Origin of the sequence: Mycobacterium shottsii (assembly GCF_010728525.1) — a bacterium.
Taxonomy (GTDB): Bacteria; Actinomycetota; Actinomycetes; order Mycobacteriales; family Mycobacteriaceae; genus Mycobacterium; species Mycobacterium marinum.
Genome location: NZ_AP022572.1, coordinates 3,717,154 through 3,742,650, shown reverse-complemented (window position 1 = coordinate 3,742,650; position 25,497 = coordinate 3,717,154). Strand labels below are relative to the sequence as shown.

At 64.1% G+C, this 25,497-nt stretch carries 20 protein-coding genes and 2 pseudogenes; 8 read left to right on the top strand and 14 right to left on the bottom strand.

Annotated features, from left to right (window positions below; translation table 11 throughout):
- Positions 1 to 73: 73 nt before the first annotated feature.
- The 7 genes from der to G6N41_RS17135 form a co-directional block, all read right to left on the bottom strand.
- Entirely contained in the window at positions 74 to 1,483 is a 1,410-nt protein-coding gene (gene der, locus G6N41_RS17165) for a ribosome biogenesis GTPase Der (RefSeq protein WP_198965226.1), read from the bottom strand.
- The gene (gene cmk / locus G6N41_RS17160) at positions 1,480 to 2,208 is read right to left on the bottom strand and encodes a (d)CMP kinase (protein WP_198965225.1); all 729 of its coding nucleotides are present in this window, start codon (positions 2,206 to 2,208) and stop codon (positions 1,480 to 1,482) included. Before cmk ends, der begins: the two co-directional genes overlap by 4 nt.
- A gap of 70 nt (positions 2,209 to 2,278) precedes the next feature.
- Positions 2,279 to 3,040, bottom strand: coding sequence for a pseudouridine synthase (locus G6N41_RS17155; RefSeq protein ID WP_407663636.1), 762 nt, complete (start codon positions 3,038 to 3,040; stop codon positions 2,279 to 2,281).
- Positions 3,040 to 3,747, bottom strand: coding sequence for an SMC-Scp complex subunit ScpB (gene scpB / locus G6N41_RS17150; RefSeq protein WP_198965224.1), 708 nt, complete (start codon positions 3,745 to 3,747; stop codon positions 3,040 to 3,042). The genes G6N41_RS17155 and scpB overlap by 1 nt, the downstream gene beginning before the upstream one ends.
- Positions 3,747 to 4,574 carry a segregation/condensation protein A gene (locus tag G6N41_RS17145; RefSeq protein WP_198965223.1) on the bottom strand — a complete coding sequence of 276 codons (828 nt, stop codon included), beginning with the start codon at positions 4,572 to 4,574 and terminating at the stop codon, positions 3,747 to 3,749. The genes scpB and G6N41_RS17145 overlap by 1 nt, the downstream gene beginning before the upstream one ends.
- Entirely contained in the window at positions 4,571 to 5,434 is an 864-nt protein-coding gene (locus G6N41_RS17140) for a ParA family protein (RefSeq protein WP_036455638.1), read from the bottom strand. Before G6N41_RS17140 ends, G6N41_RS17145 begins: the two co-directional genes overlap by 4 nt.
- A gap of 172 nt (positions 5,435 to 5,606) precedes the next feature.
- Positions 5,607 to 6,269, bottom strand: a complete 663-nt coding sequence (locus G6N41_RS17135) for a TenA family transcriptional regulator (RefSeq protein ID WP_198965222.1) — start codon at positions 6,267 to 6,269, stop codon at positions 5,607 to 5,609.
- A 1,255-nt stretch (positions 6,270 to 7,524) separates the two neighbouring features.
- Here G6N41_RS17135 and G6N41_RS17130 point away from each other — a divergent pair.
- The 8 genes and pseudogenes from G6N41_RS17130 (at position 7,525) to G6N41_RS17095 (ending at position 18,753) form a co-directional block, all read left to right on the top strand.
- Positions 7,525 to 8,748, top strand: a complete 1,224-nt coding sequence (locus G6N41_RS17130) for an acyl-CoA dehydrogenase family protein (protein WP_198965221.1) — start codon at positions 7,525 to 7,527, stop codon at positions 8,746 to 8,748.
- Positions 8,749 to 8,774: 26 nt separating this feature from the next.
- Positions 8,775 to 8,999 (top strand): MbtH family protein, encoded by a 225-nt coding sequence (locus G6N41_RS17125; protein WP_011739810.1) that lies wholly within the window; start codon positions 8,775 to 8,777, stop codon positions 8,997 to 8,999.
- A 48-nt stretch (positions 9,000 to 9,047) separates the two neighbouring features.
- Positions 9,048 to 12,933 (top strand): annotated as a pseudogene (locus G6N41_RS30070) (amino acid adenylation domain-containing protein).
- 616 nt (positions 12,934 to 13,549) lie between these two features.
- Complete coding sequence (locus G6N41_RS17115) at positions 13,550 to 14,677, top strand: PPE family protein (protein WP_407663828.1); 1,128 nt, start codon at positions 13,550 to 13,552, stop codon at positions 14,675 to 14,677.
- A 231-nt stretch (positions 14,678 to 14,908) separates the two neighbouring features.
- Complete coding sequence (locus G6N41_RS17110) at positions 14,909 to 16,090, top strand: PPE family protein (protein WP_198965220.1); 1,182 nt, start codon at positions 14,909 to 14,911, stop codon at positions 16,088 to 16,090.
- Between the two features lie 141 nt (positions 16,091 to 16,231).
- Positions 16,232 to 17,731, top strand: coding sequence for a DHA2 family efflux MFS transporter permease subunit (locus G6N41_RS17105; protein WP_231608555.1), 1,500 nt, complete (start codon positions 16,232 to 16,234; stop codon positions 17,729 to 17,731).
- Positions 17,732 to 17,757: 26 nt separating this feature from the next.
- Positions 17,758 to 18,629 (top strand): annotated as a pseudogene (locus tag G6N41_RS17100) (IS5 family transposase).
- Complete coding sequence (locus G6N41_RS17095) at positions 18,583 to 18,753, top strand: hypothetical protein (protein WP_198965219.1); 171 nt, start codon at positions 18,583 to 18,585, stop codon at positions 18,751 to 18,753. The pseudogene G6N41_RS17100 and the gene G6N41_RS17095 overlap by 47 nt, the downstream one beginning before the upstream one ends.
- A gap of 20 nt (positions 18,754 to 18,773) precedes the next feature.
- Here G6N41_RS17095 and G6N41_RS17090 read toward each other — a convergent pair whose 3' ends face one another.
- From G6N41_RS17090 to G6N41_RS17065, 7 genes are all read right to left on the bottom strand, one after another.
- On the bottom strand, positions 18,774 to 19,790 hold the full coding sequence (locus G6N41_RS17090; RefSeq protein ID WP_198965218.1) for a hypothetical protein: 1,017 nt from the start codon (positions 19,788 to 19,790) through the stop codon (positions 18,774 to 18,776).
- A 100-nt stretch (positions 19,791 to 19,890) separates the two neighbouring features.
- Positions 19,891 to 21,270, bottom strand: coding sequence for an alkaline phosphatase family protein (locus G6N41_RS17085; protein ID WP_198965217.1), 1,380 nt, complete (start codon positions 21,268 to 21,270; stop codon positions 19,891 to 19,893).
- Positions 21,267 to 21,434 (bottom strand): hypothetical protein, encoded by a 168-nt coding sequence (locus G6N41_RS28740; protein ID WP_231608554.1) that lies wholly within the window; start codon positions 21,432 to 21,434, stop codon positions 21,267 to 21,269. Before G6N41_RS28740 ends, G6N41_RS17085 begins: the two co-directional genes overlap by 4 nt.
- Positions 21,434 to 22,345 (bottom strand): metabolite traffic protein EboE, encoded by a 912-nt coding sequence (gene eboE / locus G6N41_RS17080; RefSeq protein WP_231609022.1) that lies wholly within the window; start codon positions 22,343 to 22,345, stop codon positions 21,434 to 21,436. The genes G6N41_RS28740 and eboE overlap by 1 nt, the downstream gene beginning before the upstream one ends.
- Before the next feature lie 38 nt (positions 22,346 to 22,383).
- The gene (locus G6N41_RS17075) at positions 22,384 to 23,235 is read right to left on the bottom strand and encodes a TatD family hydrolase (RefSeq protein WP_198965216.1); all 852 of its coding nucleotides are present in this window, start codon (positions 23,233 to 23,235) and stop codon (positions 22,384 to 22,386) included.
- Positions 23,232 to 24,653 (bottom strand): EboA domain-containing protein, encoded by a 1,422-nt coding sequence (locus G6N41_RS17070; RefSeq protein ID WP_198965215.1) that lies wholly within the window; start codon positions 24,651 to 24,653, stop codon positions 23,232 to 23,234. Before G6N41_RS17070 ends, G6N41_RS17075 begins: the two co-directional genes overlap by 4 nt.
- On the bottom strand, positions 24,653 to 25,477 hold the full coding sequence (locus G6N41_RS17065) for a UbiA family prenyltransferase (RefSeq protein WP_231608553.1): 825 nt from the start codon (positions 25,475 to 25,477) through the stop codon (positions 24,653 to 24,655). Before G6N41_RS17065 ends, G6N41_RS17070 begins: the two co-directional genes overlap by 1 nt.
- Positions 25,478 to 25,497 lie beyond the last annotated feature (20 nt).

The window sequence follows — 25,497 nt, the reverse complement described above, 5'->3', positions numbered from 1 at the left end:
CAGACCAACCACGCCTCCGCGCAAGGCCCGAGTGACCTGCGCGACACCCGGGCCCGAGCCCAGGTCCGCGGGCCTAGCGCCTGCCGGGGCGCCTGGCCCCCCGCTTTTCGCGGACCCGAACATTGATCCGGATGGGGCTGCCCTCGAACCCGAACGTCTCGCGCAGCCGCCGCTCCAAGAACCGCCGGTAGCCGGCTTCCAGGAAGCCGCTGGTGAACAGCACGAACGTCGGCGGGCGGGCGGTGGCCTGGGTGGCGAATAGGATCCGCGGCTGCTTGCCGCCGCGTACCGGCGGCGGGGTGGCCGCCACCACCTCTTTGATCCAGCTATTCAACGGGCCGGTCGGGATCCTGGTGTCCCAGGATGCCAGTGCGGTCTCCATCGCCGGCACCAGTTTGTGCACGGCGCGTCCGGTCTTGGCGGAGATGTTGACCCGTTGCGCCCAGCGGATCTGCACCAGCTCGCGATCGATCTCGCGGTCGAGCAGGTCGCGCCGGTCCTCGTCGACCAGATCCCACTTGTTGTAGGCCAGCACCACGGCCCGGCCCGCTTCGATCACCATCGACAGCACCCGCAGGTCCTGTTCGGTGAGCGGTTGGGAGGCATCGATCAGCAGCACCACCACCTCGGCGGCGTCGATGGCCCCGCGCGTGCGCACCGAGGCATAGAACTCGTGTCCGCTGGCCTGGCCGACCTTGCGGCGCAAGCCCGCGGTGTCGACGAACCGCCACACCTTGCCGCCCAGTTCGATCAGCGAGTCCACCGGATCGACGGTTGTGCCCGCGACGTCGTGCACCACCGAGCGCTCGTCGCCGGCCAGCTTGTTCAGCAGCGAGCTCTTACCCATGTTGGGCTTGCCGACCAGCGCCACCCTCCGCGGCCCGCCGCCCGCGGAGACCGACTCGGCCACCTCGGGCAGCTTTTTCAACACCGTGTCGAGCAGATCGGCCACGCCGCGGCCGTGCATGGCGCTGATGGCGTGGGGCTCGCCGAGGCCCATCGACCACAAGGTCGCCGCGTCGGCTTCGGCCTTGTCGCTGTCGACCTTGTTGGCCGCCAGGAACACCGGTTTGCCGGAGCGCAGCAGGATGCGGGCCGCCGCCTCGTCGGCGGTGGTGGCACCGACGGTGGCATCGACCACCAGGACCACCGCGTCGGCGGTGCGCATCGCCACCGACGCCTGCTCGGCCACCAGCTGCTGTAGCCCCTTGGCGTCGGGCTCCCATCCCCCGGTGTCTTGGACGACAAACCGGCGCCCATTCCACAAGGCGTCGTAGGAGACGCGGTCACGCGTCACGCCCGGGATGTCCTGCACCACGGCTTCGCGCCGGCCCAGGATCCTGTTGACCAGGGTTGACTTTCCGACGTTGGGCCGGCCCACGATCGCTAACACCGGGGCAGGCGCGGCCTCGGCCAGGTCGGCCAGATCGGCGTCGTCGAGCTCCCAATCGCTTTCGTCGGACCAGGTGCCGTCTTGCGTCACCGCGCCGCACCGCTTCGCTGCGTCACCAACTCGGTCAGGTGAGCGATCACCTCGGCCTCGGTCATCTCGCTGGTGTCGACGACGATCGCGTCCGCCGCCGCGCGCAACGGCGACACCGCCCGGGTCGAGTCGAGGTGGTCGCGCCGACGCACATCGGCCAGCACCGCCTCGTAGTTGTCGGCCAGCCCGGACGCGACGTTTTGGTCGTTGCGCCGCCGTGCCCGCGCCTCGGCCGACGCGGTCAGGAAGATCTTCACCCGCGCATCGGGGAACACCACGGTGCCGATGTCGCGGCCCTCCACGACGATGCTGCCCGTCCCCTCGGCCACCGCGCGCTGCAGATTGACCAGCCGCTGGCGCACCGACGACACGGCCGAGACCGCCGAGACCGCCCGTGTCACGTCGTCACCGCGGATCTCGGCAGAAACGTCTTCTCCCGAAAGGAAAAACTTGCTGGAGTCGGGGTCGTATCCCACCGACAACTGCGCGCTCGCCGCGCAGTCGGCCACCGCCTGCTCGTCGGCCGGGTCCATTCCGGCGCGCAGCACCGCCAGGGTGACCATCCGGTACATCGCCCCGGTGTCCAGGAACCGTGATCCCAGACCGCGAGCCAATCCCCTTGACACCGAGGATTTTCCGGTGCCGGCCGGGCCGTCGATCGCGACGACTAACCCGACCGGCGCGGGCTCATTCGTTCCGCTCGTTCCGCTCGTTCCGGCACTCACTACGCTCGTTCCGCTCGTTCCAACACTCACTACGCTCGTCCGCTCGTTTCACTCAATACGCTCATGCCGCTCACAGCCCAACCGCCTTGTACAGCTGGCCGATTTCGTCGCGGCGTAACGCCCGGACACTGCCCGGGCGCTGTTCGCCCAGCGACACCCCGCCGATATCGATGCGCACCAGCGCCTGCACCGGAAATCCCACCGCGGCCAGCATCCGGCGCACGATTCGATTCCGGCCCTCGTGCAGCGTCACCCGCACCAATGTCTTGCCGGGTATCGCATCCACCACGGCGAACCCGTAGACGCGGACCGGCCCGTCCTCCAATTCGATTCCCGCCCTGAGCTTTTTACCCAGACCCCGCGGTACCGTTCCGGCCACGGTGGCCAGATACGTCTTGGGCACCTCGTGGGAGGGATGCATCAGCCGGTGCGCCAGCTCACCGTCGTTGGTCAGCAGGATCAGCCCTTCGGTGTCGGCGTCCAACCGCCCGACGTGAAAGAGGTTCTTGTTGCCCCGGACCTTGCGCTCGATCAGGTCACCGATACACGGCCGGCCGCGGTCGTCGGACATGGTCGAGTGCATGCCGCGCGGCTTGTTGAGGGCCAGGTACACCAGCGAATCATCGAGAATGACCCGGACTCCATCGACCCGGATCAGCGAGGTGTCCGGGTCGACCCGGGTCCCCAGTTCGGTGACCACCTGGCCATCCACCTCGACGCGCCCATCGATGATCAGCTTCTCCGCGGCCCGCCGCGAGGCAATCCCCGCCTGGGACAACACCTTTTGCAGGCGGATACCGCGTTCCTGTTCGAAATCCTCAGTGTCTGTCATCAGTCTCGGTCCACATCGAAAGTCACCGACTGATCGGAGGGCTGGCCGCCGGCGAGTTTCATGAATCGCGGGTCGGTGTCCAGCGAGGCGCTCAGGTCCTCGATGCTGTCGATGGCGGGCAGCAGCGGCGCGATATCGGGCAGTTCGGTCAGCGACGCCAACCCCAACCGCTCCAGGAACAACTCGGTGGTCGCAAACGTCACCGCACCGCTGTCCTCATCGTTGCCCACCTCGGTGATCAGGCCGCGCGCCAGCAGGGTTCGCATCACGGCGTCCACGTTGACCCCGCGCACCGCGCTCACCCGCGCCCGCGTGACCGGCTGACGGTAGGCCACCACCGCCAGCGTCTCCAAAGCCGCCCTGGTCAGCTTGGTTCGGGCGCCATCGAGCAACAGCTTCTCCACATAGGGCGCGAATCGGGAGCGGGTGTACAACCGCCAGCCCTCGCTGTTGTGCCGCAGGTCGATGCCGCTGTCGCGTTCGATGAGTTCGTCGGCCATCAGCCGCAGCTTGGCCGCCACCCGGTAGACCGGTTGGTCGATCAACGTCGCCAGCGTCTCGGCGGTCACTGGGGTGTCGATCACCAGCAGCAGCGCCTCCAGCACCGAGCCGAGTTCTTCGGGGTCCATCTCCGCGGGCTCGGCGATGTCCGGAATGCCCGAGGACAGTTCCGAGCCCAGCTCGGGATCGGGTACTTGTTCGGTCATTATTGATCTCGCACTTCTACCAAGGCTTCGCTGGTCGGCCGTTCCCCGGTCCACGAAACCTGGAGCACGCCAAGGGGCTCTGACTGGTCGAATGCTACCGCCCTGCTCCGATACAGTTCGAGCAGCGCCAGGAAGCGGCCGACGATCTCCATGGGCGCCGTGCAGTCGGCCACCAGCTCCGAAAACGATGCCCACTGGCCGGTGCCGCGCGACTCCAGCATGGTCAGCAGGTGCTTGGCCTGCTCGGGAACCGACACCGTCTGTTTATGCAGGTGCCCGATGGCCACCGTGGGCACCGGCCGCGGAGTCAGCGCGACCGCGGCGATCTGGGCGAAACGCTCGGCGTCAACGCCGAGCATCACCTCGGGAAGCAGCGTGGCGTAGCGATCCTCGAGCGACACACCGCGCGGGTAGCTGCGCAGCGCCGTGGCCTCCAGCTCGGCGAACATCTCGGCGACCTGCTTGAACGCGCGGTACTGCAGCAACCGGGCAAAGAGCAGGTCACGAACCTCGAGCAGGGCGAGGTCCTCTTCATCGTCCATCCGGCCGGCCGGCAGTAGCCGCGCCGCCTTGAGGTCCAGCAAGGTCGCGGCCACCACCAAGAACGCGGTGGTCTCCTCCAGGTCCAGCTGGGCACCGATGGCTTTGGTGTAGGCGATGAAGTCGTCGGTGACCTGGTGCAACGCCACCTCGGTGACGTCGAGTCGGTGCGCGAAGATCAGCTGCAGCAGCAGGTCGAACGGCCCCTCAAAGTTGGTCAGCCGTACTCGGAAACCGTCCGGGTAGCGGTTCTGAGGTTCCGCCGCTGAGCTCTCGGTGTCGTTCACACGCCGAATCGGTCGATGAATTCGCGGGCCAACGCGCGATAGGCCAAGGCGCCCGTGGACTTCGGGGCCCACGTAGTGATGGGTTCGCCGGCGACGCTGGTCTCCGGGAAACGAACCGTGCGGGTGATCACGGTATCGAACACTAGGTCACCGAATCGTTCGACGACGCGGGCCATGACCTCCCGGGAGTTGACCGTGCGCGGGTCATAGCGGGTGAGCAGGATGCCGCTGATGTCCAGCCTGGGGTTCAGCCGGTCGCGCACCTTCTCCACGGTGTCGGTCAGCAGCGCCAGACCACGCAGCGAGAAGTACTCGCATTCGGTCGGGATGACGACACCGTCGGCGCAGGCCAGCCCATTGACGGTAAGCAGCCCCAGGGACGGCTGGCAGTCGATCAGCACATAGTCGTAGCGATCCAGCACCGGGTAGAGCGCCCGCCCCAGCGTCTGTTCTCGGCCCACCTCGTTGACCAGCTGAATCTCGGCGGCCGACAGGTCGATGTTGCTGGGCACCAGGTCCAGGTTCTTCACCCGGGTATGGATCAGCACGTCATCGACCGACACCCGGGGCTCCACCAGCACGTTGTGGATGGTCTTTTCCAGCTCGTAGTGAGCCACTCCCAGGCCTGCCGACAGCGCGCCCTGGGGATCCATGTCCACCAGCAGCACTCGGCGGTCGTACTCGGCCAGCGCAGCGCCCAGGTTGATGGTCGACGTGGTCTTGCCCACCCCGCCCTTCTGGTTGCACATCGCAACGACCTTGGCGGGCCCGTGTGAGTTCAGCGGTTTGGGGTCTGGGATAGCCCGCGGTGGCCTACCGGTCAAGCCGACCGAGACACCGCTGTCTGGCTGGTCGTTCATGCCCGGTCGCGATGCGTTGTGAAGAAGGTCAGGGTGGACATCGCAGGAAAGTCTAACGGCTGCGTCCGCCTGCGCCGGGAGACCCGCAGGCAACCATCAATGCCCGATCGCGCTCGCGGGCGGTGGGGGGCGTTATCGATGCCCTGTCAGGCCGCGATCACCGGCACAGCGGCTAGACCGTCGACGCCTCCAGGATGTCGTCGAACATCTGCGAGTAGAAATGAATGGTCATACGACGGCCTTGAACAATTGAGTCGAAGTCGGAATCTCGGACCAGGTTGTTCACCGCCTTCTTCACATCTTCGAGGTGTTTGACATCGAATCCCGAATGAGCCCGCAGAAACGTCGTCTGTTTCGGTTCAAAGCCATACTGTTCGACCAGTGCCCGCGCCACGGTTCCGGTGAGGGTCGCACCTACCGCCTCGGTGACGCTGGCGACACCGAGTATCCCCAAGGGGTTGCCATATGTGGCCAGGTAGTAGCCCTGCGAGATGATGCCCCACGCCCCAGCCATCGGAGGCTCCGCCAGAACGCGCTCGGGATCCTCGCCATAGGCCCGCAGATCGTTGACGGCCATCAGGTCGTGGTTGTTCTCTTCGTGCGATTCCTCAAAGAACCAATCCCGGAGTTTCCGATCTTCGTTTCCCAGCCGGGCGCCCGAAAGTGAATAAATTCGGGTTGTATGGCAAACGACATGATATATTTCGCGAAGGTAACGAATGTAATGTTCCCGTTTCATTCGCCCCTCCAGCACCAGCGCCAGTCCCGGATGATTATCGATCCGCTTATCATAAACCTCTGTGGTGCTCGCAACCAACCGATCGAACCTACTCATTGTTTACAACCCTCGGGGCGCTCGCCGAACATCAAAGGAGATCGTCTAGAACTCGCCAATATCGGTCACAAAGACAACCTGCGTCACGGCGTCTGATTAAACCACGTCCGTCGATAACTGGACAAGGTCTTGCGTTAACTCTTCAAGAATTCCAGGTGCACCCCTCTTGCCCGGCCGGAATGCGCTTAGCGCCAGTGGGCATGTGCCAATTGCCAACACGGCTTGACGAGCCGGCGGATCGACTTGCACAACGGCGGCGGCAATCAGCGGCCGGTTCTCATCCCCGAAAATCGACGGCCATGCCCAACCGCCCCGCGGCATCAGCGCCGCGACCGAGGCGCCCGATCGCGGTCGTGAAGCGTCGCGCCAGCGTGCCCAACGCGGCGCATAAATCGCTCTTACCTATTGTTACAGCGCGGCACCCAGGAGACACCTACGCAGTGAGACAGACCGTCCAGGGGGCGACCCAGGTGCGCCGCAACCAGCCGGACTACAACGATTTATGAGACGCCGCCGCGTCGACCCCACGGTGCGACAGATGGCGATGATCCCCCCCGGGCGCATCAAGATCGGGATAATTCGGAAGGCAATCACCAGTCATCGCTATTGGCGTTGTAATTCACCAAGTCACGAATTATCCCGATGCAAATAATTCATCGAGTTCTGAATTAGTCGCCGCCCCAGCGCGCCGACCGGTTCTCGTAGCTAAATCCGAATCACATATGTGGTTTTTCAATAAAACTCCACCATTGCCCCGGCGCCTCGGATACGGTGATCATCGACGAACGCGGTACCCGCCAATCGGTGCGATAGTAGGTAGCTTCTGATGGTCCACAAAATTAGCGACGACCATTTGCGGCTTCGGGCGAGCCTGGGTCGCCCAGAGCGGTATGTAACGCCGCACGGGGATACGATCAATCACCCTGCTGGACTGGTGCGGCCAATGGCACTGGCTACCGTTGCGGTATTGAGTTCGACGGAGCCGCGAGCGGGTTTGACACTGCTCCCCTTTCCGCCTTCAAGACATGCCGGCGGCGGCAAGCAGCTCGCTGCGCATCATGCGGCAACGGCACCCATGAGTTCCGAAGTCACGGTGCCCACGGCAAGCGACCACGGCACCCTGACCAGCACCACAGCTCACGCGTTCCCCCTCATCGACGCCGGTGTGTTCGAGCGTTCAGTCGATGAGAAGCGTGAATGCAGTACCCATGACGCGCCCCCGCGTGCGGGCGAAAACCAAGGAGGTTGAAGTCAAGTGGAGTGGCTGGCCGAGTACGAACAAATCAGAGATCAGTATCACGCCATCGGGGTGCGACATCGTGCCGCGCTGGCAGAACGCTGGGCACAGCGGCAATTCCCGCACGATCTATGGTGCGATGTTGCTGACGCCGGCTTGTTCCGCGCCGCGCTCGGCGGACAGATGAAGCGGCAGGTATTGACCTACGCGGCGGCGACACATGGCCTGACGAGCGGATCGTGCCACCTGGGGTTCAACATCTCCACGGGCGTCCAAGCGATCTTGACGATTCCCATCCTCGATCAATACGCCAGCCAGGAGGTGCGGGAGGCATACTTGACGCCCGCGGTTTCAGGGAAGATCATCCTGGCATTCGCGACAACAGAGCCCCACGGCGGTAGCGACGCCTTTCATCCCGAGACTCGCCTGCGCCGAGGTCCTGGCGGTCTCTACCTCGACGGCGCCAAATGGCACATCACCAACGCACCGATCGCCGACGTAATCCTCGTCTGGTGCGCCGACGAGGCCGCGGGCGGTATGTCCGCGGTGCTGGTGGAATCGTCGTGGCCTGGTGTGAACCGCTCGCCTCCGCTGGCCGCCGCCGGCATGCGCACCTCGCCGGTGGGTTCGATCACATTCGATAACGTCGCAATACCCAAGACTCATGTGCTCGGCGCTGGCCGTGGTAACGAAATTCTTCATGGGGTCATCGGCCCCGAACGTCTGCTCAGCGGTTTCGGCACGATCGGCATCTTGGACCAGTTACTCGACCAGATGCTCGCCTTCTCGATCAACCGTCAGGTTCGCGGCAAGCCGATAGCGACCCACCAGCACATCCAGCGCCGTATCTCCGATGTGGCGGTGAGCAGGCAGATGACCATCGCGTTGGCTCATTCGACTCTTGACCGCTACCTGCGCGACGAAACCATCGATCTCGAGTCCGCGGCGCTCAAGCTGTACGGGATGCAGGCGGGCTTGGACGGCTGCATTGACGCGATGAAGTTGTGCGGTAGTTACGGGCTTCAGGAAGAAGCACGCCTTTACCAATGTGCGCTCGACTTTCTGTGCGGCTCCGTGGCCGGCGGTACCGAGGAGGCGATGCGGCTCGTGATTGCGCGTGAACTAGCCAAGAGCCATCACGAGCGATCGTCGAACCCGTTGCAGGACAACCGCGCCGACGAGGGATCAAGCAATGTCGCGTCCCTGCGGCAGTGGGAACGCGTCCGCGGCGTAGGGGCCTAGCGTCAAATCAATGAGAGGGAATGCAGGTGAGTATCAATCCGTTCGACGATGAGGCTGGGACCTTCTTGGTTTTGGTCAACCACGAAGAGCAGCACAGCTTGTGGCCGACCTTCGCTGATGTGCCAGCAGGCTGGCGGGTGGTCCATGGCGAGGGCACGCGTGCCGAGTGCCTGGACTACATCGAGCAGAACTGGCCCGACATCCGACCAAAGAGCCTGCGGGACAGACTGGCCCGGGACCAGCCGGCGTAATGGCGGACATTTCGACCCGGACAGGCCTTCGGTAGGCACGACGTAGAGATGACCGTGGATCACCACCAAATACTTCGCGATTCGGGGCGCGCTCTCGAGCCAGCCGAGTCGGGGTTTGCGCTGACGCGGGGACAGCTTGATATCTGGTTCTCCCAGGAGATCGGCCGTTCGCCGCAGGAGTGGTACAACAGCGGATTCGCAGTCATTGCCGGATCGGTGACGCCCGATCTGCTGAGCCAGGCGATTCGGCAGGTGGTGGGTGAAGCCGAACCGCTAAGGGCCGCCATCATGGAGGCTGACGGGCATGTCGTTCAGAAGGTGGTCGACTACCCGGTTCTCGAGGTTCCATTCCACGACCTGAGAAGCTGTGCTGATCCCGTTGCGGAAGCCAATCGGTGCGGGTTGGCGATGCATCGAGAGCCGATGCCGTGGAACGGCCCGCTGTTCAAGTTCGCGCTTTTTCAGGTGGCCTCCGAAGAGTTCTATCTTTTCGTGTCCATCCACCATGTGGTCGTCGACGGATTCGGCTATGCCCTTCTTGTCAATCGGATCGCCCTGGTCTATTCCGAGTTGAGTTCTGGCGCAACGGTTTCACCAACGTTCTTCGGATCGTTGCAGACCCTGGTTGCCGCCGAGGCGGAATACGAACAGTCCGATGACTACCGAGCGGACCTGGCCTACTGGAAAGAGACTCTGGAAGGCGTAACGGATCACAGCCTGGCTCACGCCGACGGTGACCGCGGCCCCTCGGCGACCTCGGTGTCGGTCGAGATCGACCCTGCGGTCGTGGACCGAGCCGAGCAGCTTGCCCAGCTGGCCGGTGTTCGTCGATCGTCGGTGATCACCGCGGCATGTGCACTGATGGTGCGTCAAAGGCAAGGCGGCCCGAAGGTAGTCCTCGATTTCCCGGTCAGCAGGCGGGCAAGCCCACAACTGATGACGATTCCGGGGATGCTTTCCGGCACTGTGCCGTTGGTGTTGGCGGTGCCACCCGATGCCGAGGTCAACGACTTCTGCCAGCATGTGGAGTCCCAGATCAAGCAAGCCGTGCGGCATCAACGCGTCCCCATGCACATCCTGGAAAGCGGCGCCTACCAGCAGTTTAATGAGAAATCGGCCGGCGCGGTCAGTGTCAATTTCATGCCGTCGGTAACCCTGGCGCCGTTCGGCGGTGCTCCCAGCACAGTAACGATCCTCAGCTTTGCCCAAGGCGAGCAGTTCGGCATGGTCTTCACCAAAGACGGTGGCCGGCTCTTCCTGCATACCGTGGGAAGCGGCGGGCCATTTGCTGATTTTGACGTCTCAGACCTCGCTGCCCGGTTGCAGGCCGTGTTGACGGTGATGGCTGCCGAGCCGGGGCGGCGGTTGTCGTTGATTGATCTGCTCGATCCCAACGAGCACGAGCGTCTTGATGACTGGGGCAACCGGGCCGCCCTCACCAAGCCGGTCCCGCCCCCCGGGTCACTGCCGGCGTTGTTTACCGCCCAAGTCGCACGCACACCAGAGGCAACCGCCATAACCGACGGCGACGTGTCCCTAACCTATGCCCAACTCGACGCCCAAAGCACCCAGCTGGCACAGTCTTTAACCGCACTCGGAGCACGCCCCGGCGAACTGATCGCACTGCTACTACCACGAACACACCGCGGGATCATCGCCATCCTGGCCGTCCTCAAAACCGGAGCCGGCTACCTACCCATCGACCCGATGCACCCCGACACCCGCATCGCATTCATGCTCAACGACTCAACACCAATCGCCGCGATCACCACCGGCGCACTACACCCCCGCCTCAACGACTACGACCTACCCGTCATCGACATCGAAAACCCCCCGACCGACACCACACCCGCCACCAACCCACCCACCCCCACACCCCACGACCTCGCCTACATCATCTACACCTCCGGCAGCACACGGCACCCCCAAAGGCGTCGGCATCACCCACCACAACGTCACCCAACTACTGAACTCCTTCGACCCCCAATCAACCGCAATCCTGTTCTTCCCCAACCGAGTATGGACCCAATGGCACTCCTACTCCTTCGACGTCTCGGTCTGGGAAATCTGGGGAGCACTGCTATCCGGCGCACGACTGGTCGTCGTACCCGAACACACCGCAAAATCCCCCGACGAACTGCACGCCCTGCTGGTAGCCGAGCATGTCGAGGTGTTGACCCAGACTCCCTCGGCGGCGGCGGCATTGTCGCCGCAGGGATTGGAGTCGGTCACGCTGGTGGTCGGTGGTGAGGCATGCCCGGCGGGCCTGGTGGACCAGTGGGCGCCCGAGCGGACGATGATCAATGCCTACGGCCCCACCGAAGCCACGATCTACGCGGCGATGAGCTCACCGCTGGTGCCGGGGCCTGGAGCCACACCGATCGGCTCGCCGGTAGCCGGTGCCTCGCTATTCGTCTTGGATGGGTGGTTGCGGCCGGTGCCCGTCGGGGTGGTCGGCGAGTTGTATGTCGCCGGTGGCGGTGTCGGCCTTGGGTATTGGCGTCGGGCAGATCTGACCTGCTCACGATTTGTGGCCTGCCCATTCGGCCAGACACCGGGCACCCGGATGTATCGCACCGGAGACCTGGTGTGGTGGGGCACCGACGGACAACTGCGCTACCTCGGTCGCGCCGACAACCAAGTCAAAATCCGCGGATTCCGCATCGAGCCCGGCGAAGTCGGCGCGACCCTGAGCCGAATGGCCGGAGTCGACCAAGCCGTGGTCATCGCCCGCCACGACCACCCCGGAGACCCCCGCCTGGTCGGCTACTTCACCGGCAACGCCGACCCCACCGAACTACGCGCCGCACTAGCCACCCAACTGCCCCACTACATGGTGCCCACAGCCCTGATCCCCATCGCCGAACTGCCACTGACCGTCAACGGCAAACTCGACACACGCGCCCTACCCGCCGTCCAATACGGCCACACCCAACGCTACCGAGCCCCCGACACCCCCGCAGAACAAACCCTGGCCGCAATATATGCCCAGGTCCTAGGACTCGACCGGGTAAGCGTCGACGACTCCTTCTTCGACCTCGGCGGCGACTCCCTATCCGCCATGCGAGTGGTCGCGGCGATCAACACCACGCTGAACACCGATGTGGCGGTGCGAGTCTTATTTGAGGCACCCACCGTCTGCGCCCTGGCCCAAAAGCTAAGCGCACCCGAGAGTTCGGTTGAGATCGTGCCCGTGGAGGTGCTCCAAGACGGTTGCGGTCTGCCGCTTTTCTGCTTGCCTCCCGGCGGCGGCATCAGCTGGGCCTACCGGAACCTCGGCCCTTACCTGGATTGCCCGATCGTCGGTCTGCAGCAGATCCACGACGGCCCGGAATCGGTTCGTGAACTCGCGAGTGCCTACGCCGACGCCATCCAAACTCACGATCCCGAAGGCCCCTATCAGCTTCTCGTCTGGTCGTTCGGCGGGGTCACTGCCCACCAGGTTGCCGTTGAGCTGCAACAGCGCGGCGCCGTTGTGGTGTGCCTGATAGCGCTCGACCCGATCCTCATCCGGGATGCATCCACCGCCACGGCGGTCAGCGAATCCGACGTCTTGGAGGCAATCCTGCAAGCGGTCGGAGTGGCTGCCGAACAGTACTGCCGCCCGCTGACGTACTCCCAAGCACAGACGTTGATTCAGCAGGAGGTAGACGCGGAATTCGCGCTGCCGTCGCGCCGACTTGTGCAGATCATGGTTGCCAACGCGAACACCAACCTACAACTCAATGCCCAACACCAGCCCGGCATCTTTGCCGGCCGCATGGTCCTGTTCTCGGCACAACCGGCCAGCAGCGGCGCCGACCTTCAGCAATGCTGGCGACAATATGTTGCCGGCGAAGTCACCGAGTACCGCGTCAACTGCACACACGAAGAGCTGCTCAACCCCGCTGCACTCAAAACGTTCGGCGACCTGATCCGAGCGGCACTGGACTAACCGTGAAGGTCTACCAGTCGATCGAGCCAGCCATTTTCATTGAACAGCGACGTCCTCATCGACGGCCGCTCCCGCGCCACGCGGGCGCCAATCCATAACAAAACCGAATCACATTCTAGAATCCCGGGGGCGACACGGTACTGCCCGCAGATCCCGATCCGGAGCCAGACCACCGTCGTTAACATCGCCGACATCTACGTGTCCCCCGTTCGGGGGACGCGTCCTCGCCATCCGGTGGACACGACATGAACATTCGGTGGGCAAAGCGCTTATTTTTGAGTCTAATTAACATACTTGTTACATGGCGGAAATTCTTTAATAACATGATGACGGGCATATTAGTTGCAGTAGGGCATAGTTTTACTCGTTAACTGCTTAGCGACGACGATGTCGCGTCTGAGCACCCAGCCCAAGCGCTAGGCGGTTTTGGATGACCCTAGGCCTCTCCATTGGGTTAAATGCCCCATGGGGTAGCGCTGCGCTGCCGCAGCTCGAGACCGGCGCCGACGAGTTGCTGCTCGCCGCCGACCGGGCGGTCGAGGTCGGGGAGCTGCGGGAGTTGGCTGCGGCGCCCGCCACCGCCGGTGTTGTCGGCGACATCGCCCCACCAGTCGTGCTGGACTATGGCGCACTGCCTCCCGAGGTCAATTCAGGTCGCATGTACGCCGGTCCGGGTGCCGGGTCGTTGCTGGCCGCCGCGTGCGCATGGGACAGCCTCGCCGCCGAGTTGCACGTCACCGCGGCTGGCTACGATTCGGCGATCTCGGAGCTGACCGGCATCTGGTGGTTTGGTCCGGCCGCGGAGTCGATGGTGACCGCCGTCCTGCCGTTTGCCAGCTGGCTCAGTGCGACCGCATCGGTGGCCGAGCACGCGGGGATTCAAGCCCGTGCCGCTGCCGCGGCCTATGAGATGGCCTTTGCGCTGACGGTGCCGCCGCCGGTGATCGCGAGCAATCGGGCATTGCTGGCCGCACTGATCGCAACGAACTGGTTCGGGCAAAATTCGGCGGCGATCGCCGCCACCGAACTTCACTACGCCGAGATGTGGGCGCAAGACGCCGGGGCGATGTACGAATACGCAGTTAGTTCCGCTGCTGCCTCGGTTTTGGCGCCATTCTCACTGCCGCCGCAGACCAGCGATCCAAGCGGGCTGGCCAGGCAAGCCGCGGCGGCAGCAAACAATTCCGGAACGACGGTATCGAGGTCTAGCGCCAGCCTGGCCGGCAGGTCCAGCGCGGCCGCGCGACTCGGGCAACAGGCTTCCAGTGCCGCAGCGACGACGACACCGACGTGGCAGGAACTCTGGATCGAACTGATGAGCTCGTTCACCACCGCCGAGGGGTTCGTCTACGACAGCGGCGGCTTCACTCTGATTGCCCTGTCGATATTCGGATCGTTGGCGTGGAAGAGCGGAGAAACTGCGGCTGAGGGCGTAGCCGGTGCCGCCGGCATGGGTGGATTTGCCGCCTTCTCGGGTGGGTTGGCCCAATTTGGCGGGGCCCCGCCGATTGCCACCGCCGCTTTGGCCTCCAAGGTCGGGCCGATGTCGGTGCCGCCGACGTGGCCCGGTTCGTCGGCGGCGTCGACGGCGTTTTCGGCTGCCAATTCGGAGGTCGAGACGATCGGGCTATCGGGCCTGATCACCGGCGTACCACCGCGCAACCAAGGTCAGGCGGGTCGCAATTTCGGCCGCCGCTACGGGGCCCGGCTCCGGGTGATGTGCCGCCCCCCGAACGCCGGATAGCACACAGAGGGCACAGAGCGCGCACACACAATTGAAAAACGACTCAGGCTTGACTGCCAGATAATTCAAATAGCGGTCGAAAGATTTTTGAAAGCAGCAAAGAGGAAGTGATATGGCGACAATAATAGGTGAATCAGAGTTGCGATCGGCATCCTTGATTTATTGGCGCGATATCAGTTCGGACATGAGCGCCTCGACGGCGGGCCGCGATAAGGCAAGGAGTTCGTAGCGATGGATTTTGGGGCTTTGCCACCGGAGGTGAACTCCGGGCGCATGTACACCGGGCCGGGCTCGTCGCCGATGGTCTCCGCCGCCTCCGCCTGGAACCGGTTGGCTTCCGAACTCTCGTTCACCGCCGACGGCTACGAGCGAGTGATCAAGGCGCTATCCGGCGAAGAGTGGTTCGGACCGGCCTCCGCGATGATGCTGGAAGCGATCACGCCCTATGTGACGTGGATGCGCACCACCGCCGTGCAAGCTGAACAGGCGGCCAAGCAGGCGGAAGCAGCGGTCGCCGCGTTTGAGGCCGCGTTCACCGGCATGGTGCCCCCGCCCCTGATCGCGTCCAATCGCATGCAGCTGATGACCCTGATGGCGCGGAACATCTACGGCCAGTACACCGCCGAGATCGCATCCCTGGAAGCGCAGTACGCCGAGATGTGGGCGCAGGACGCCAGGGCGATGTACACCTACGCGGGCTCCTCCGCGAGCGCGACAAAGATCACCGCGTTCACCCCGCCGCCGGAAACCGCCAATCCCGCCGCCTCGGCGCTGCAGTCCAATGCCACCTCCACCGCCGCGGCCACCGAGGCTGGCGCGGCGCAGAGCACGCTGGCCGGAGTCATTTCGCAGCTGCCGAACGCACTGACAAGCCTGACGTCGCCAATCGCCTCGGCGCTGACGTCGGCCGCCTCACCGGCGACGTGGATCGACTGGTTGGTCAACTGGTATCTACCGATTTCCCAGCTGGTCTACAACACGGTGGGTCTGCCGTACTTCGCGATTGGTATTGGTAGCAGCCTCATCACCTCCGAGGGGGCGCTCGGGTTGATCGGCCCCGAAGCCGAAGCCGCCGCCGCCGGTGCCGGTGCAGCGGAGGCCGCCGCCGGCGCCGCACCCGCAGCCGTTGGTGGTGGCGCGGGGCCAATCGCCGCCGGGCTGGGCAACGCGTCGGCCCTGGGCAAGTTGTCGGTGCCGCCCTCCTGGGCGGGATCGGGCCTCGACGTGCCCCCAAGCGTGAGCGCGGGCGGCCCCCTGGCCAGCGACATCGTCAACCCGCCGGAGGCCTCCGCGCCCGGAAGCCTGCTCGGCGAAATTCCGCTGGCCGGCGGCCCCGGCGGTGCCGCGGCCGGAGCCGGTCCCCGCTACGGGTTCCGGGTCACCGTGATGGCACGGCCACCGTTCGCGGGCTGACACTTTCCGCGCCATGCCATCGGTACCAGCTCGTCGTCGCTTCGGCGGCGTTGGCCGGCGCCCACCGATGACCGCGAGTTCGAGGCGGCATCGAGGCGACGGGCCTTGTCCGCCGATGGCGAGTTGCTAGGAGCCACAACCGTGCCAGACACCGGCCAGCAGGGCAGTTCCGACCAGCTCGACGCCAGGCTGCTGAAGATCGCCGGAGTCTGTGTGCTTGGCTCGATGATGGCGATCGTAGACACCACGGTCGTCACCGTCGCGCAGCGCACTTTCGTCTCCACCTTCGACTCCCCGCAGGCCATCGTCGCCTGGACGATGACCGGCTACACGCTGGCGTTGGCCGCGGTGATCCCACTGGCCGGCTGGATAGCCGATCGGTTCGGCACCAAGCGCCCCTTCATCGCCTCGCTGCTGGCATTCAGCGCCGGGGCCCTGCTGTGTGCGTTGGCCCCAAACATCTCCGCTCTCATCGCTTTTCGAGTGATACAGGGTCTCGGCGGCGGGATGCTGATGCCGCTGGTTTTGACCATGCTGACCCGGGAAGCCGGTCCGGCGCGGCTCGACCGGGTATTGGCCGTGCTCGGAATTCCCATGTTGCTGGGACCGGTCTTCGGTCCGGTGCTGGGCGGCTGGCTGATCGATCGTTTCGGCTGGGAGTGGATCTTCTGGATCAACCTCCCGATCGGCCTGATCACGGTGGGTCTTGCCGCCGTCGTCTTGCCCAAGGACCGCCCTGAAACTTCGGAATCTTTCGATGTCATCGGGATGCTGCTGCTATCATCGGGGTTGGCAACCTTCCTCTATGGTGTCTCGGCCCTGCCCGCAAGCGGCACCATTGCCGATCGCCATGTCTGGCTCCCCGCAGCCGTCGGCCTGGTGCTCATCGGTGGATTCGTGTTGCATGCCCTCTACCGGGCCGACCAACCGCTGATCGATCTACGCCTGTTCGACAATCGCGTGGTCACGCTGGCCAACGTGGCGATGTTTCTGTTCGCGGCGTCGTTCTTCGGCGCGGGGCTGCTATTCCCGAGCTACTTCCAGGAGCTGCTGGGCCAGACGCCGATGCAGGCCGGAATGAGCATGGTCCCGCGCGGACTGGGGGCGATGGTGACGATGCCGATCGCCGGCGCATTGATGGACAAGCGTGGGGCCGGAAAGATCCTGATGGTCGGCGTGGGGCTGATCGCGGCGGGGGTGGGCCTCTTCGCCATCGGGGTCTCCCTCAATGCCGCCTATCTGCCGACCCTGGTCACCGGGCTGACGATCATGGGCCTGGGCATGGGCGCCACGATGATGCCCCTATCGGCGGTGGCGGTGCAGACGCTGACACCGCATCAGATCGCTCGGGGTTCAACCCTGATCAACGTCAATCAGCAAGTGGCCGCATCCATTGGAACGGCCCTCATGTCGGTGATCCTCACCAGCCAGTTCAACCGCAGCGCAAACATCTCCGCGGCGCACCGGATCGACAGCCTGCGCGCCGACGCTGCCCGCAGCGGCGTCCCGGTCGACCAGTCGCTGATGCCCGAACGGGCCAGCACCCCCGACTTCCCCCTCGTCCTGATGCACGACCTTTCGCACGCCTACGCGGTGGTGTTCATGGTGGCCGTCGGACTAGGGCGTGTCTGCTTAATGTGAATGGTGTTTTGGCTGATGCTGTTTGGGTGATGCGGACGCATGCGATTTCTGATGATTTGTGGTCGCTGATCGTGGCGGTGTTGCCTGCGGGGCGGCGGCGTGGCCGGCCGTGGAACGATCATCGACGTACTCTGGAGGGCATTATCTGGCGTTACCGTACGGGATCTCCGTGGCGTGACCTGCCCGAGCACTTCGGTCCCTGGCAATCAGTGGCCGAGAGGCATCTACGCTGGTCGGTCGATGGCATCTACGCGCGGATCTTCGCGGCGATCGCCTCTGACCTCGACGCCGAGGACGCCGACCTGGGCGCACTGTTGTCGGTCGATTCGACCAGTGTGCGCGCCCACCAACACGCAGCCGGAGCGCCCCGGGCGCCGCACAGGGGGATCCGTCGAATTACAAGAAATATCTCGATGAGCCCGATGACCACGCCATTGGGCGTTCCCGCGGCGGGCTGACTACCAAGATCCACGCCTTGACCGACCAGCTGTGCAGCCCGGTCACCCTGGCACTGTCGGCCGGTCAAGCCGGTGATAATCCGATGCTTTGGCCATTGCTGGCCGCCCGGTGCAGCAACTCATACGCCCCGTTTCACCTGCTGGCGGACAAGGCGTACTCCCATGACTCGACGCGGGCACAGCTGCGCCGGCTCAAGATCGCCCATACCATCCCCGAGCGCAGCGACCAGATCACCCGCCGCAAAGCCAAAGGCCGCAACAGAGGACGGCCTCCGGGGTTCTCAGGCCGAATCTACAAGCACCGTAACACCGTCGAGCGAAGCTTCAACCGGCTCAAACACTGGCGCGCGGTCGCCACCTGCTACGACAAATACGCCCTGACCTACCTCGGCGGTGTCACCCTGGCCGCCATCATCACCTACCACCGCGTCCGCAATTAGCAGACAGGACCTAGTCGCGCTGATGTTCATCCCGGTGGCATTCCTGCCGAAAAAGCCGCCAGCCGGCCGACGAAAGCCGCCGCCGCAACCTGCCACCAACTCCGACACCGAAGTCAATCGGTAGCGCGACTGGCCCAGCGGCCTTCACAACACTTCGGTATAGGTGCCGCCTTGCACGGCGGGTGCCGCTTGCGGCGGAATCGTCAACTTCTCGCGAATCTCTGCCACCGCTTCCTCGGAATAGAGTCGCCAATCCCAACTACCGAATGTGAGATCTGTATTGCATTCCAGACCACGGCGAAAAGCATCCATATAGCCAGCAGGATCGAGTTGTGAAATCGTCATTTCCGAGCGGAAGTCAATCTTTATTCCGGCCTGAAACTGCAGGAGAACCAGAAGTAGCGGCGCAAAGGGGTTTCGGGCTTTGTATCCCGCCGAGAACGCTCCGGCAAGGATCTCACCGAGCGGCTCGGTCGAATAGGCCGACAGCACGTGTGCGACGTCATGGGGAACGATGAATTCTCCCGTCGTTCCCTTCTCCCCCGGAAATCTCAGACCATTGCGCACATAGTGTGCCCACAGCTCGCGTCCGAGCGACTTGGATTCGAGCAGGCCCAGTTTCTGATAGGACGCAGCCAGCACGGGGTCGGTCGAAATCCCGAGATAGCCGGACATGTTGTCCCAGAAGCCCTTCGCAACCTGGATAGGCGACGTGCCATGGCTGCCCATCAGCTTTGCCTTGATTCGGGTGCCGCCGATGAATTCGCGGCCACGGGCAATGTAGTGCAGATCGTCCAGGAAGCCGTCATGGCAGCCCAGCGCTGTCGCGATGCTCAGGGTCGCCTCGACCCTAGGTAGCTGAACCTTTCCCTTCGCGAAGATCGCCGCGGTCATCAAAAACAATGCGCAGCGTCTAGCCACCTCGGATCCCAGCGGCAGCAATTTCTGGTCGGCCGGATGATCGGCGACTTTCTTCCAATCGAATTCGGAATCGGCGAGATACCTACTTGCCGCCTCCAAGAGACTCTCGTCCATCTCCGAGAGGCCATCAGACTTGGCGACGGTAACCATTGCATGAATGCCCATTTCAAGGTCGTGTTTTTGCGGCAAAACCAACGGTTTTATTGTGGCGCCACCGGACAGACCCTTTCGAGAAATCATCGCATAATAATACCCATTAATGGCACCTTCAGCCGCTGGAGTTCATATCGGCCACCCGCGCGAAGGTGGCGTCAAATACGCGTTGGGCACGGCCGATTATCTACGAATCATGGGCGTTGAGAACGAGGTCGCGGATGGCGGTTACCAGCAGCCGCCCCGACGTTGCCGCCAACAGTTCCGGGGCAGACGTGATGATCACCGGCCGTTCCTCATCAGAGTCGGGAAGTCTTCCGTGGGTGCCTCCCACCGCGGCACCGTTGAGGGCGATGACGTTCATGGTGTAGCGAAGCCCCAGCCACTTTTTGGCGAGTGCGGCGGCAGCCTTGGCCTTGGCGGCCCGATCATCGGGGTTCATCAACAGCTCGGCGGGGTCATAGCCGGGCTTGCGGTGAATGTCCACGCAGGGCGCGAACTCCGGGGCCCGACCATCGTCGAGCCAGTAGTAGTAGGTAAACCACGCCGCAGGTTCGGCGACGGCCACCAACTCTCCGGCCCGGGGGTGATCAATCGACCACGCCTGCTGCTTGCTTCGATCCAGCACGTCGTCCACCCCGTCCAGCCGTTTGATCAGGCTGGCCACTGTGGTGATATCGGACTCGTCGCGCACATACACATGCGCCGCTTGATGGTCGGCCACCGCAAAAGCTCGCGAGGTCCAAGGATCCAGGTACTCGCGGCCCTGCTGGGTGTAGACCCTCAGATACCCTTCGGTCCTGAGCATCCGATTGATGTCCACCGGCCGTTGCGCCGGAGAGATCCCGTACTCGGAGACGACGATGGTCGTCAGGTCATGCTCCGCGGCGTAGCCCAGCAATGGCCCCAACGCCGCGTCGACATCGGCTGCCGCTGTGCTCGCGGCGGCCGAGTGCGGGCCGTAGCGTTGAAAGTCGTAGTCCAGATGCGGAATGTAGGCGGTGAGCAAGGTGGGTGAATAGCGCTGCAGAATCTCTATCGGCGCATCCACCAGCCAGCGTGACGACGTGATGTTGGCGGTCGGACCCCAATACTGGAACAGCGGAAACGTCCCCAGCTTGTCGGTCAAGATGTCGTGCAGATCCGACGGGACGACATAGCAATCCGGGGACTTGCGTCCATCCTGGTGATACACCGGCCGCGGCGTCACGATCACATCGTTGCTGGCATTCATCGCATACCACCACCCGACGTTCGCCGAAGTGTATCCCGGGAAACGACTTGCCGCGGTCTCCCAAACCTTCTCCCCCGCAACCAGCTTATTGCTCTGGCGCCACAGCAGAACTTCGCCGAGTTCACGGAAGTACCAGCCGTTGGCGACAATTCCATGCTGATTGGGCATCAAGCCGGTGACCATCGATGACTGCACCGAACAGGTGACCGCCGGAAACACCGGGGCCAGATGGCGCATCGCACCCCGAGCCGCCAACGCGGCGAGATTGGGCATGTTCGGCAGCAGCGGCTCGGTGAGCCCCACCACGTTGATCAGCAGCACCCGTTGAGTCACGCCGGATCCCCTACCCGCAAAAGCTGGTCAAGCCAGCCGATCTCGCCGGCGATGTCTTCGGCCAGGCTGGCTTTGCGAAGCGACGCCGGAAGCACCTCCCAGGTATAGGTCTCGACCTCCAGGTCGGCCCTGTCTGACAGCGTCCCGTTACCGAACATGGTCATCACCTCGGCCAGGATGTGTGAGGTGGTGCGCAGCGGCGCGGGCGGGTCGAGATGAAGCGGAACGTGGTAGTGCACCTGGCACTACCCGATCTTGGTATCGACGGGTCCGCGAACGAAAGGTCATCCCGAAACCACGGTTGCCCATCACCGGTGACACCGTTGACCTGGTGCAGATACGGCGACCCCGACAACTCGGCAAAGGCTTGCCCCACACGCTCGTCTGCGAGTTCATCAATCTGGATTGCGTTGGATGCCTGGTTCTTTACCACCTCGACTCCGATTCCAGCCAGCCCGCTCACTACCTCGCCCAGGGTCTCGTGCATCACGGCCAGGTGGCAGGTGTCCAAGCACAGACCCAGGTATCGGGGGTCCAGGTTGGCCCGACCAAACCACTCGATTGCGTCCCGACAAGATCCGATGACGCAGCCCGGCTCTGGTTCGATCGCCAACCGGATCCGGCGCCCGGTGCGCTCTTCGATTTGCCGCAGCTCATCGCCGAGCGCCGACAAGTTGCGCAGCGCCGCCGCTTCGGACTCATCGCTCCACTGCTCAGCCCAGCCCAACGGCAGCGTCGAAATGGTGCCATGGTCCGTGTCGCCGAGTAGCTCGCCGAGCACCTCGGCACAGCAGCGCGTGTAGGCAATGCGTTCTGGCGTCGTCCAATCCGGCCGATACACGGCGTGCTTCACCGAGGTTCCGTGGAAGGAGCCATAGGGAAAGGCATTCATGGTCACCACAGCGAGCCCATGGTGCGCCAGAATCGCCGCCAGCCGACGGCGCGCGGCGGGGTCATCGGCTAGGCCGGCCATGGTGCGGGCGGGTAACCATAGCCCCACGCCCAGCGTTTCGACGCCGGCGAGCTCGCGTGCCGGCGCAAACACCGTTGCCAACCGCTGCTCTAGTGCTGACATGTTCTCCGCTGCAACAACATTGCTGCAGTATGACAACATCACGGCTTTTCCCCACGATTGATGGTGTTGCCGGCAAACGCCGCCTCCTGCTCATCACTGAGCAAGCGAAGCTGTCCGCTATGGCTGTAGAACTCGACGGGATTGCGCCACAGCACCCGATCGACGTCGTCGTCGGTGAAGCCCGCCGTCAGCATGGCCCGCGCGGTCTTCGCCGTCTTGAGCGGATCGGATCGCCCCCAATCCGCGGCCGAGTTGACGATTATGCGGTCCAGCCCAAACCGCTGCATCAGCACGACCATCCGTGCTTCGTCCATCTTGGTATCCGGATAGATGGAGAAGCCCATCCAACAGCCGCTGTCGCGCGCAGGCTCAATAGTCACCTCATTGAGGTGGTCCAGCAGCACCAGGCCAGGATCGATCCCTACCCGATCGGCCACTTCGATGCTGGCCAAGGTGCCGCCGAGTTTATCGCGGTGGGGAGTGTGAACGAGCGCAGGAAGACCACGTTCGGCCGCCATCTCCAACTGTGTCTCGAATACCGCCGTTTCCTCCGGGGTCATCGAGTCGTAGCCGATCTCACCGACGGCAACGACCCCACTCTTCGACAGATACCGCGGGATCTGATCAAGCACCTCCCGACATCGACTGTCGTTGGCTTCCTTGGGATTGAGCGCGATGGTGCAGTTGTGGGCAATCCAGAACTGTGATGCCCGGTAGCGTTCCCAGCCGATGAGGCTGTCGAAATAGTCGATGAATGAGGACGGGCCGGTGCGAGGTTGCCCCAGCCAGAAGGCCGGTTCGACGACCGCGCGCACACCCGCTCGATGCATCGCTTCATAGTCGTCTGTGGTGCGTGATGTCATGTGGATGTGCGGGTCGAAGATCCTCACTTCAAAGCCTCCACTTCGGTAGCACACAATCGTTGCAGCAGCTGCGCATCGGCCGGGATCATTCGGCCGACCGCAGCGCGTTCACTTGCGTAATCCGTAGCCATGCGACCCAACTCGGTGTCAGCGCGACTGCGCAAGCCCGATACGCCGCGCAGTGGGACACCCATGAAGACCAACTTCATCACTCCGTCACGCCAACTGTGCTGGGCCAGGAATCGGGCGCCGAAGCCGCCGAGCGCCGCGGCGACCAGGCGCGGATCGTTGCACCGCAGGGCATCTTCGGCGAGGCCCACACCGACCCTGGTCGCGTCGGGCCCCAGCGTCTCGTCCGACGCCGCGGTCTCGAGACCGCAGAAGACGCCGAGGCGCTCGTCGCTATCGCCCCATCGGTACAACTTGTCGATCAGCTGACCTGCGGTGACGTCCGGGGTTTCGGCCACCAGAGTGGCAACCAGCCGCCCGCGCACCAAGACAGTAGCCTCATCCGAGGAGGTCGGCATCTGGCGCTGCGCGCCGGAGAAGAGCTCCAGAACCTTCTCGGGGTCCCGCCGTAGCACCGCGGCGGCCTCCGCGAGCCACGTGCGAACCTGCAGGGGCAGCTGGGCAAGCTTGATCGAATTCATGCTGCGGCGCGCCACCTTGGGTGCGTCATGGGCGTGTCGGGGCAGCTCGACAGAAGCCACCCCGGCGAAGCCCGCCACCTGCAGCGCGTCCATCACCGCACCCAGATCCAACGCGCCGTAACCGAACTCAAGGTGTTCATGTTTGAGCGGTGTCATGTCGTCCAGGTGAACGTTGACCAGCTTGTCCCCCAGTTCCACGATTGCCGCCTCGGCCCCGGCGGGCTCGGTCATCACGCAGTGTCCGACGTCGAGCGTGATGCCAAGTCGCGCAGGATCACCCAACTCGCTGCACAGCCCCAGCGCTTGTTGGACGGTTTCCACAAACATGCCCGGTTCGGGCTCGAAGCCCAGCATGACCGACTTGCGGTCTGCGTACTCCACCAGGCGAGAGAGCCTACCGAGCAAGAGGTCACGCGTGGTGGCGGCGTCACTGTAGCTGACCGAATATCCTGACCATAGCGATACGCAGGTTGCCCCCAGTTCGGCACCGATATCGATTGCCCGCTGCAAGAACTCGATGCGCGGCTGCGCGGCGACATCAACCAGTGACGGTTTGTGTTTGTTGTGCGGATCCAGCAGATAGCGGGCGCCCGTCTCGATTGCCACCGTCAACCCGTATGTGTCCAGCAGGCAACCCAGTGCATCGAGTTGCGCACCGAGATCGGAGTCCATGGGCCGCACATGCGGATAGCCAACGGTCAAGGCGACGGCGCTGTAACCCTCTTCGGCGATCAAAGCCAGCGCTTCAGCAATCGGATGATCAGCCAAACTATTGGTGTTGTAGCCAACGTGCATCAGGTCACCTCGGTGGGTTTCGGCGCAGAAACTTTCAGCCGCAAAAAAATAGCAAGACCGCACAGCGCAAGCATGGTGCGCGACCGCGGTGAGCGCGCGGCCAGCATGGCCTGTGCCGCGATCATCGAGGCGATTCCGCTACGTACCGCGCTGCGAATCGCCTCAGCGGTGGGTTGCTGCCACGCGTTCCACAAACTGGGCCCAAATGCCCAGGAGTAGACCGCAACCGGCAGCGCCACGCGGTATCCGGCTGGCCCACCGGCTGCGGCGGCAACGGCCGACGTCGCCACCGCCGCAGCGGCACCTCCTACCAGAGCCAGCATGCGGCGGTCGGATCCCGTTACCTCGCTGCGGGACAGTACCGTGATCGCGGTGGTGTGCAGGCCGATGACCGAGGCAGGAATCAGGGCGCGGCGATAATGTGGCGCGGCGCCAAGCATCACATCGAAGAACCGGCAGCCCGACATCACCAGGGGCCCGGCCGCGGTGTCCTTGGCGGCCACGTCGTAGGCCACCACACACAGCGTGATGCGGCCCGCAGCGGCGAGGCCCTGGCGGCCTCCCGCCGCCGTCGCTGCGGCGACTCCGGCGGCGGCCAAGACGGTGGCCGCCGCGGGTGACACGTCGCCGGAGGGAATCGGACGCTCGGGACGCTCAACGGCGTCACGCTTGCGGTCGGCCCAGTCGTTGAGCACCATCCCGCTCCAATACAACAGGGCGGATGCCAGCGGTAGCGCCAGGCGCCGTCCTCCCAACGGGCGTCCTGACCACATCGCGCCAACGACGCTGTCACCGAGAACGGTAAGTGCAGCAGGCGCCCTCATCAGGTCGAGGTACGCCTTGG

What these genes read in the sequence shown, in the direction of transcription:
- eboE (WP_231609022.1), bottom strand. Translation starts at nt 22,345, where the DNA reads ATGTCAGCACTAGAGCAGCGGTTGGCAACGGTGTTTGCGCCGGCACGC.
- G6N41_RS17090 (WP_198965218.1), bottom strand. Translation starts at nt 19,790, where the DNA reads ATGATTTCTCGAAAGGGTCTGTCCGGTGGCGCCACAATAAAACCGTTG.
- G6N41_RS17155 (WP_407663636.1), bottom strand. Translation starts at nt 3,040, where the DNA reads ATGACAGACACTGAGGATTTCGAACAGGAACGCGGTATCCGCCTGCAA.
- G6N41_RS17135 (WP_198965222.1), bottom strand. Translation starts at nt 6,269, where the DNA reads ATGAGTAGGTTCGATCGGTTGGTTGCGAGCACCACAGAGGTTTATGAT.
- G6N41_RS17140 (WP_036455638.1), bottom strand. Translation starts at nt 5,434, where the DNA reads ATGAACGACCAGCCAGACAGCGGTGTCTCGGTCGGCTTGACCGGTAGG.
- G6N41_RS17070 (WP_198965215.1), bottom strand. Translation starts at nt 24,653, where the DNA reads ATGCACGTTGGCTACAACACCAATAGTTTGGCTGATCATCCGATTGCT.
- G6N41_RS17110 (WP_198965220.1), top strand. Translation starts at nt 14,909, where the DNA reads ATGGATTTTGGGGCTTTGCCACCGGAGGTGAACTCCGGGCGCATGTAC.
- G6N41_RS28740 (WP_231608554.1), bottom strand. Translation starts at nt 21,434, where the DNA reads ATGACCATGTTCGGTAACGGGACGCTGTCAGACAGGGCCGACCTGGAG.
- scpB (WP_198965224.1), bottom strand. Translation starts at nt 3,747, where the DNA reads ATGACCGAACAAGTACCCGATCCCGAGCTGGGCTCGGAACTGTCCTCG.
- G6N41_RS17065 (WP_231608553.1), bottom strand. Translation starts at nt 25,477, where the DNA reads ATGAGGGCGCCTGCTGCACTTACCGTTCTCGGTGACAGCGTCGTTGGC.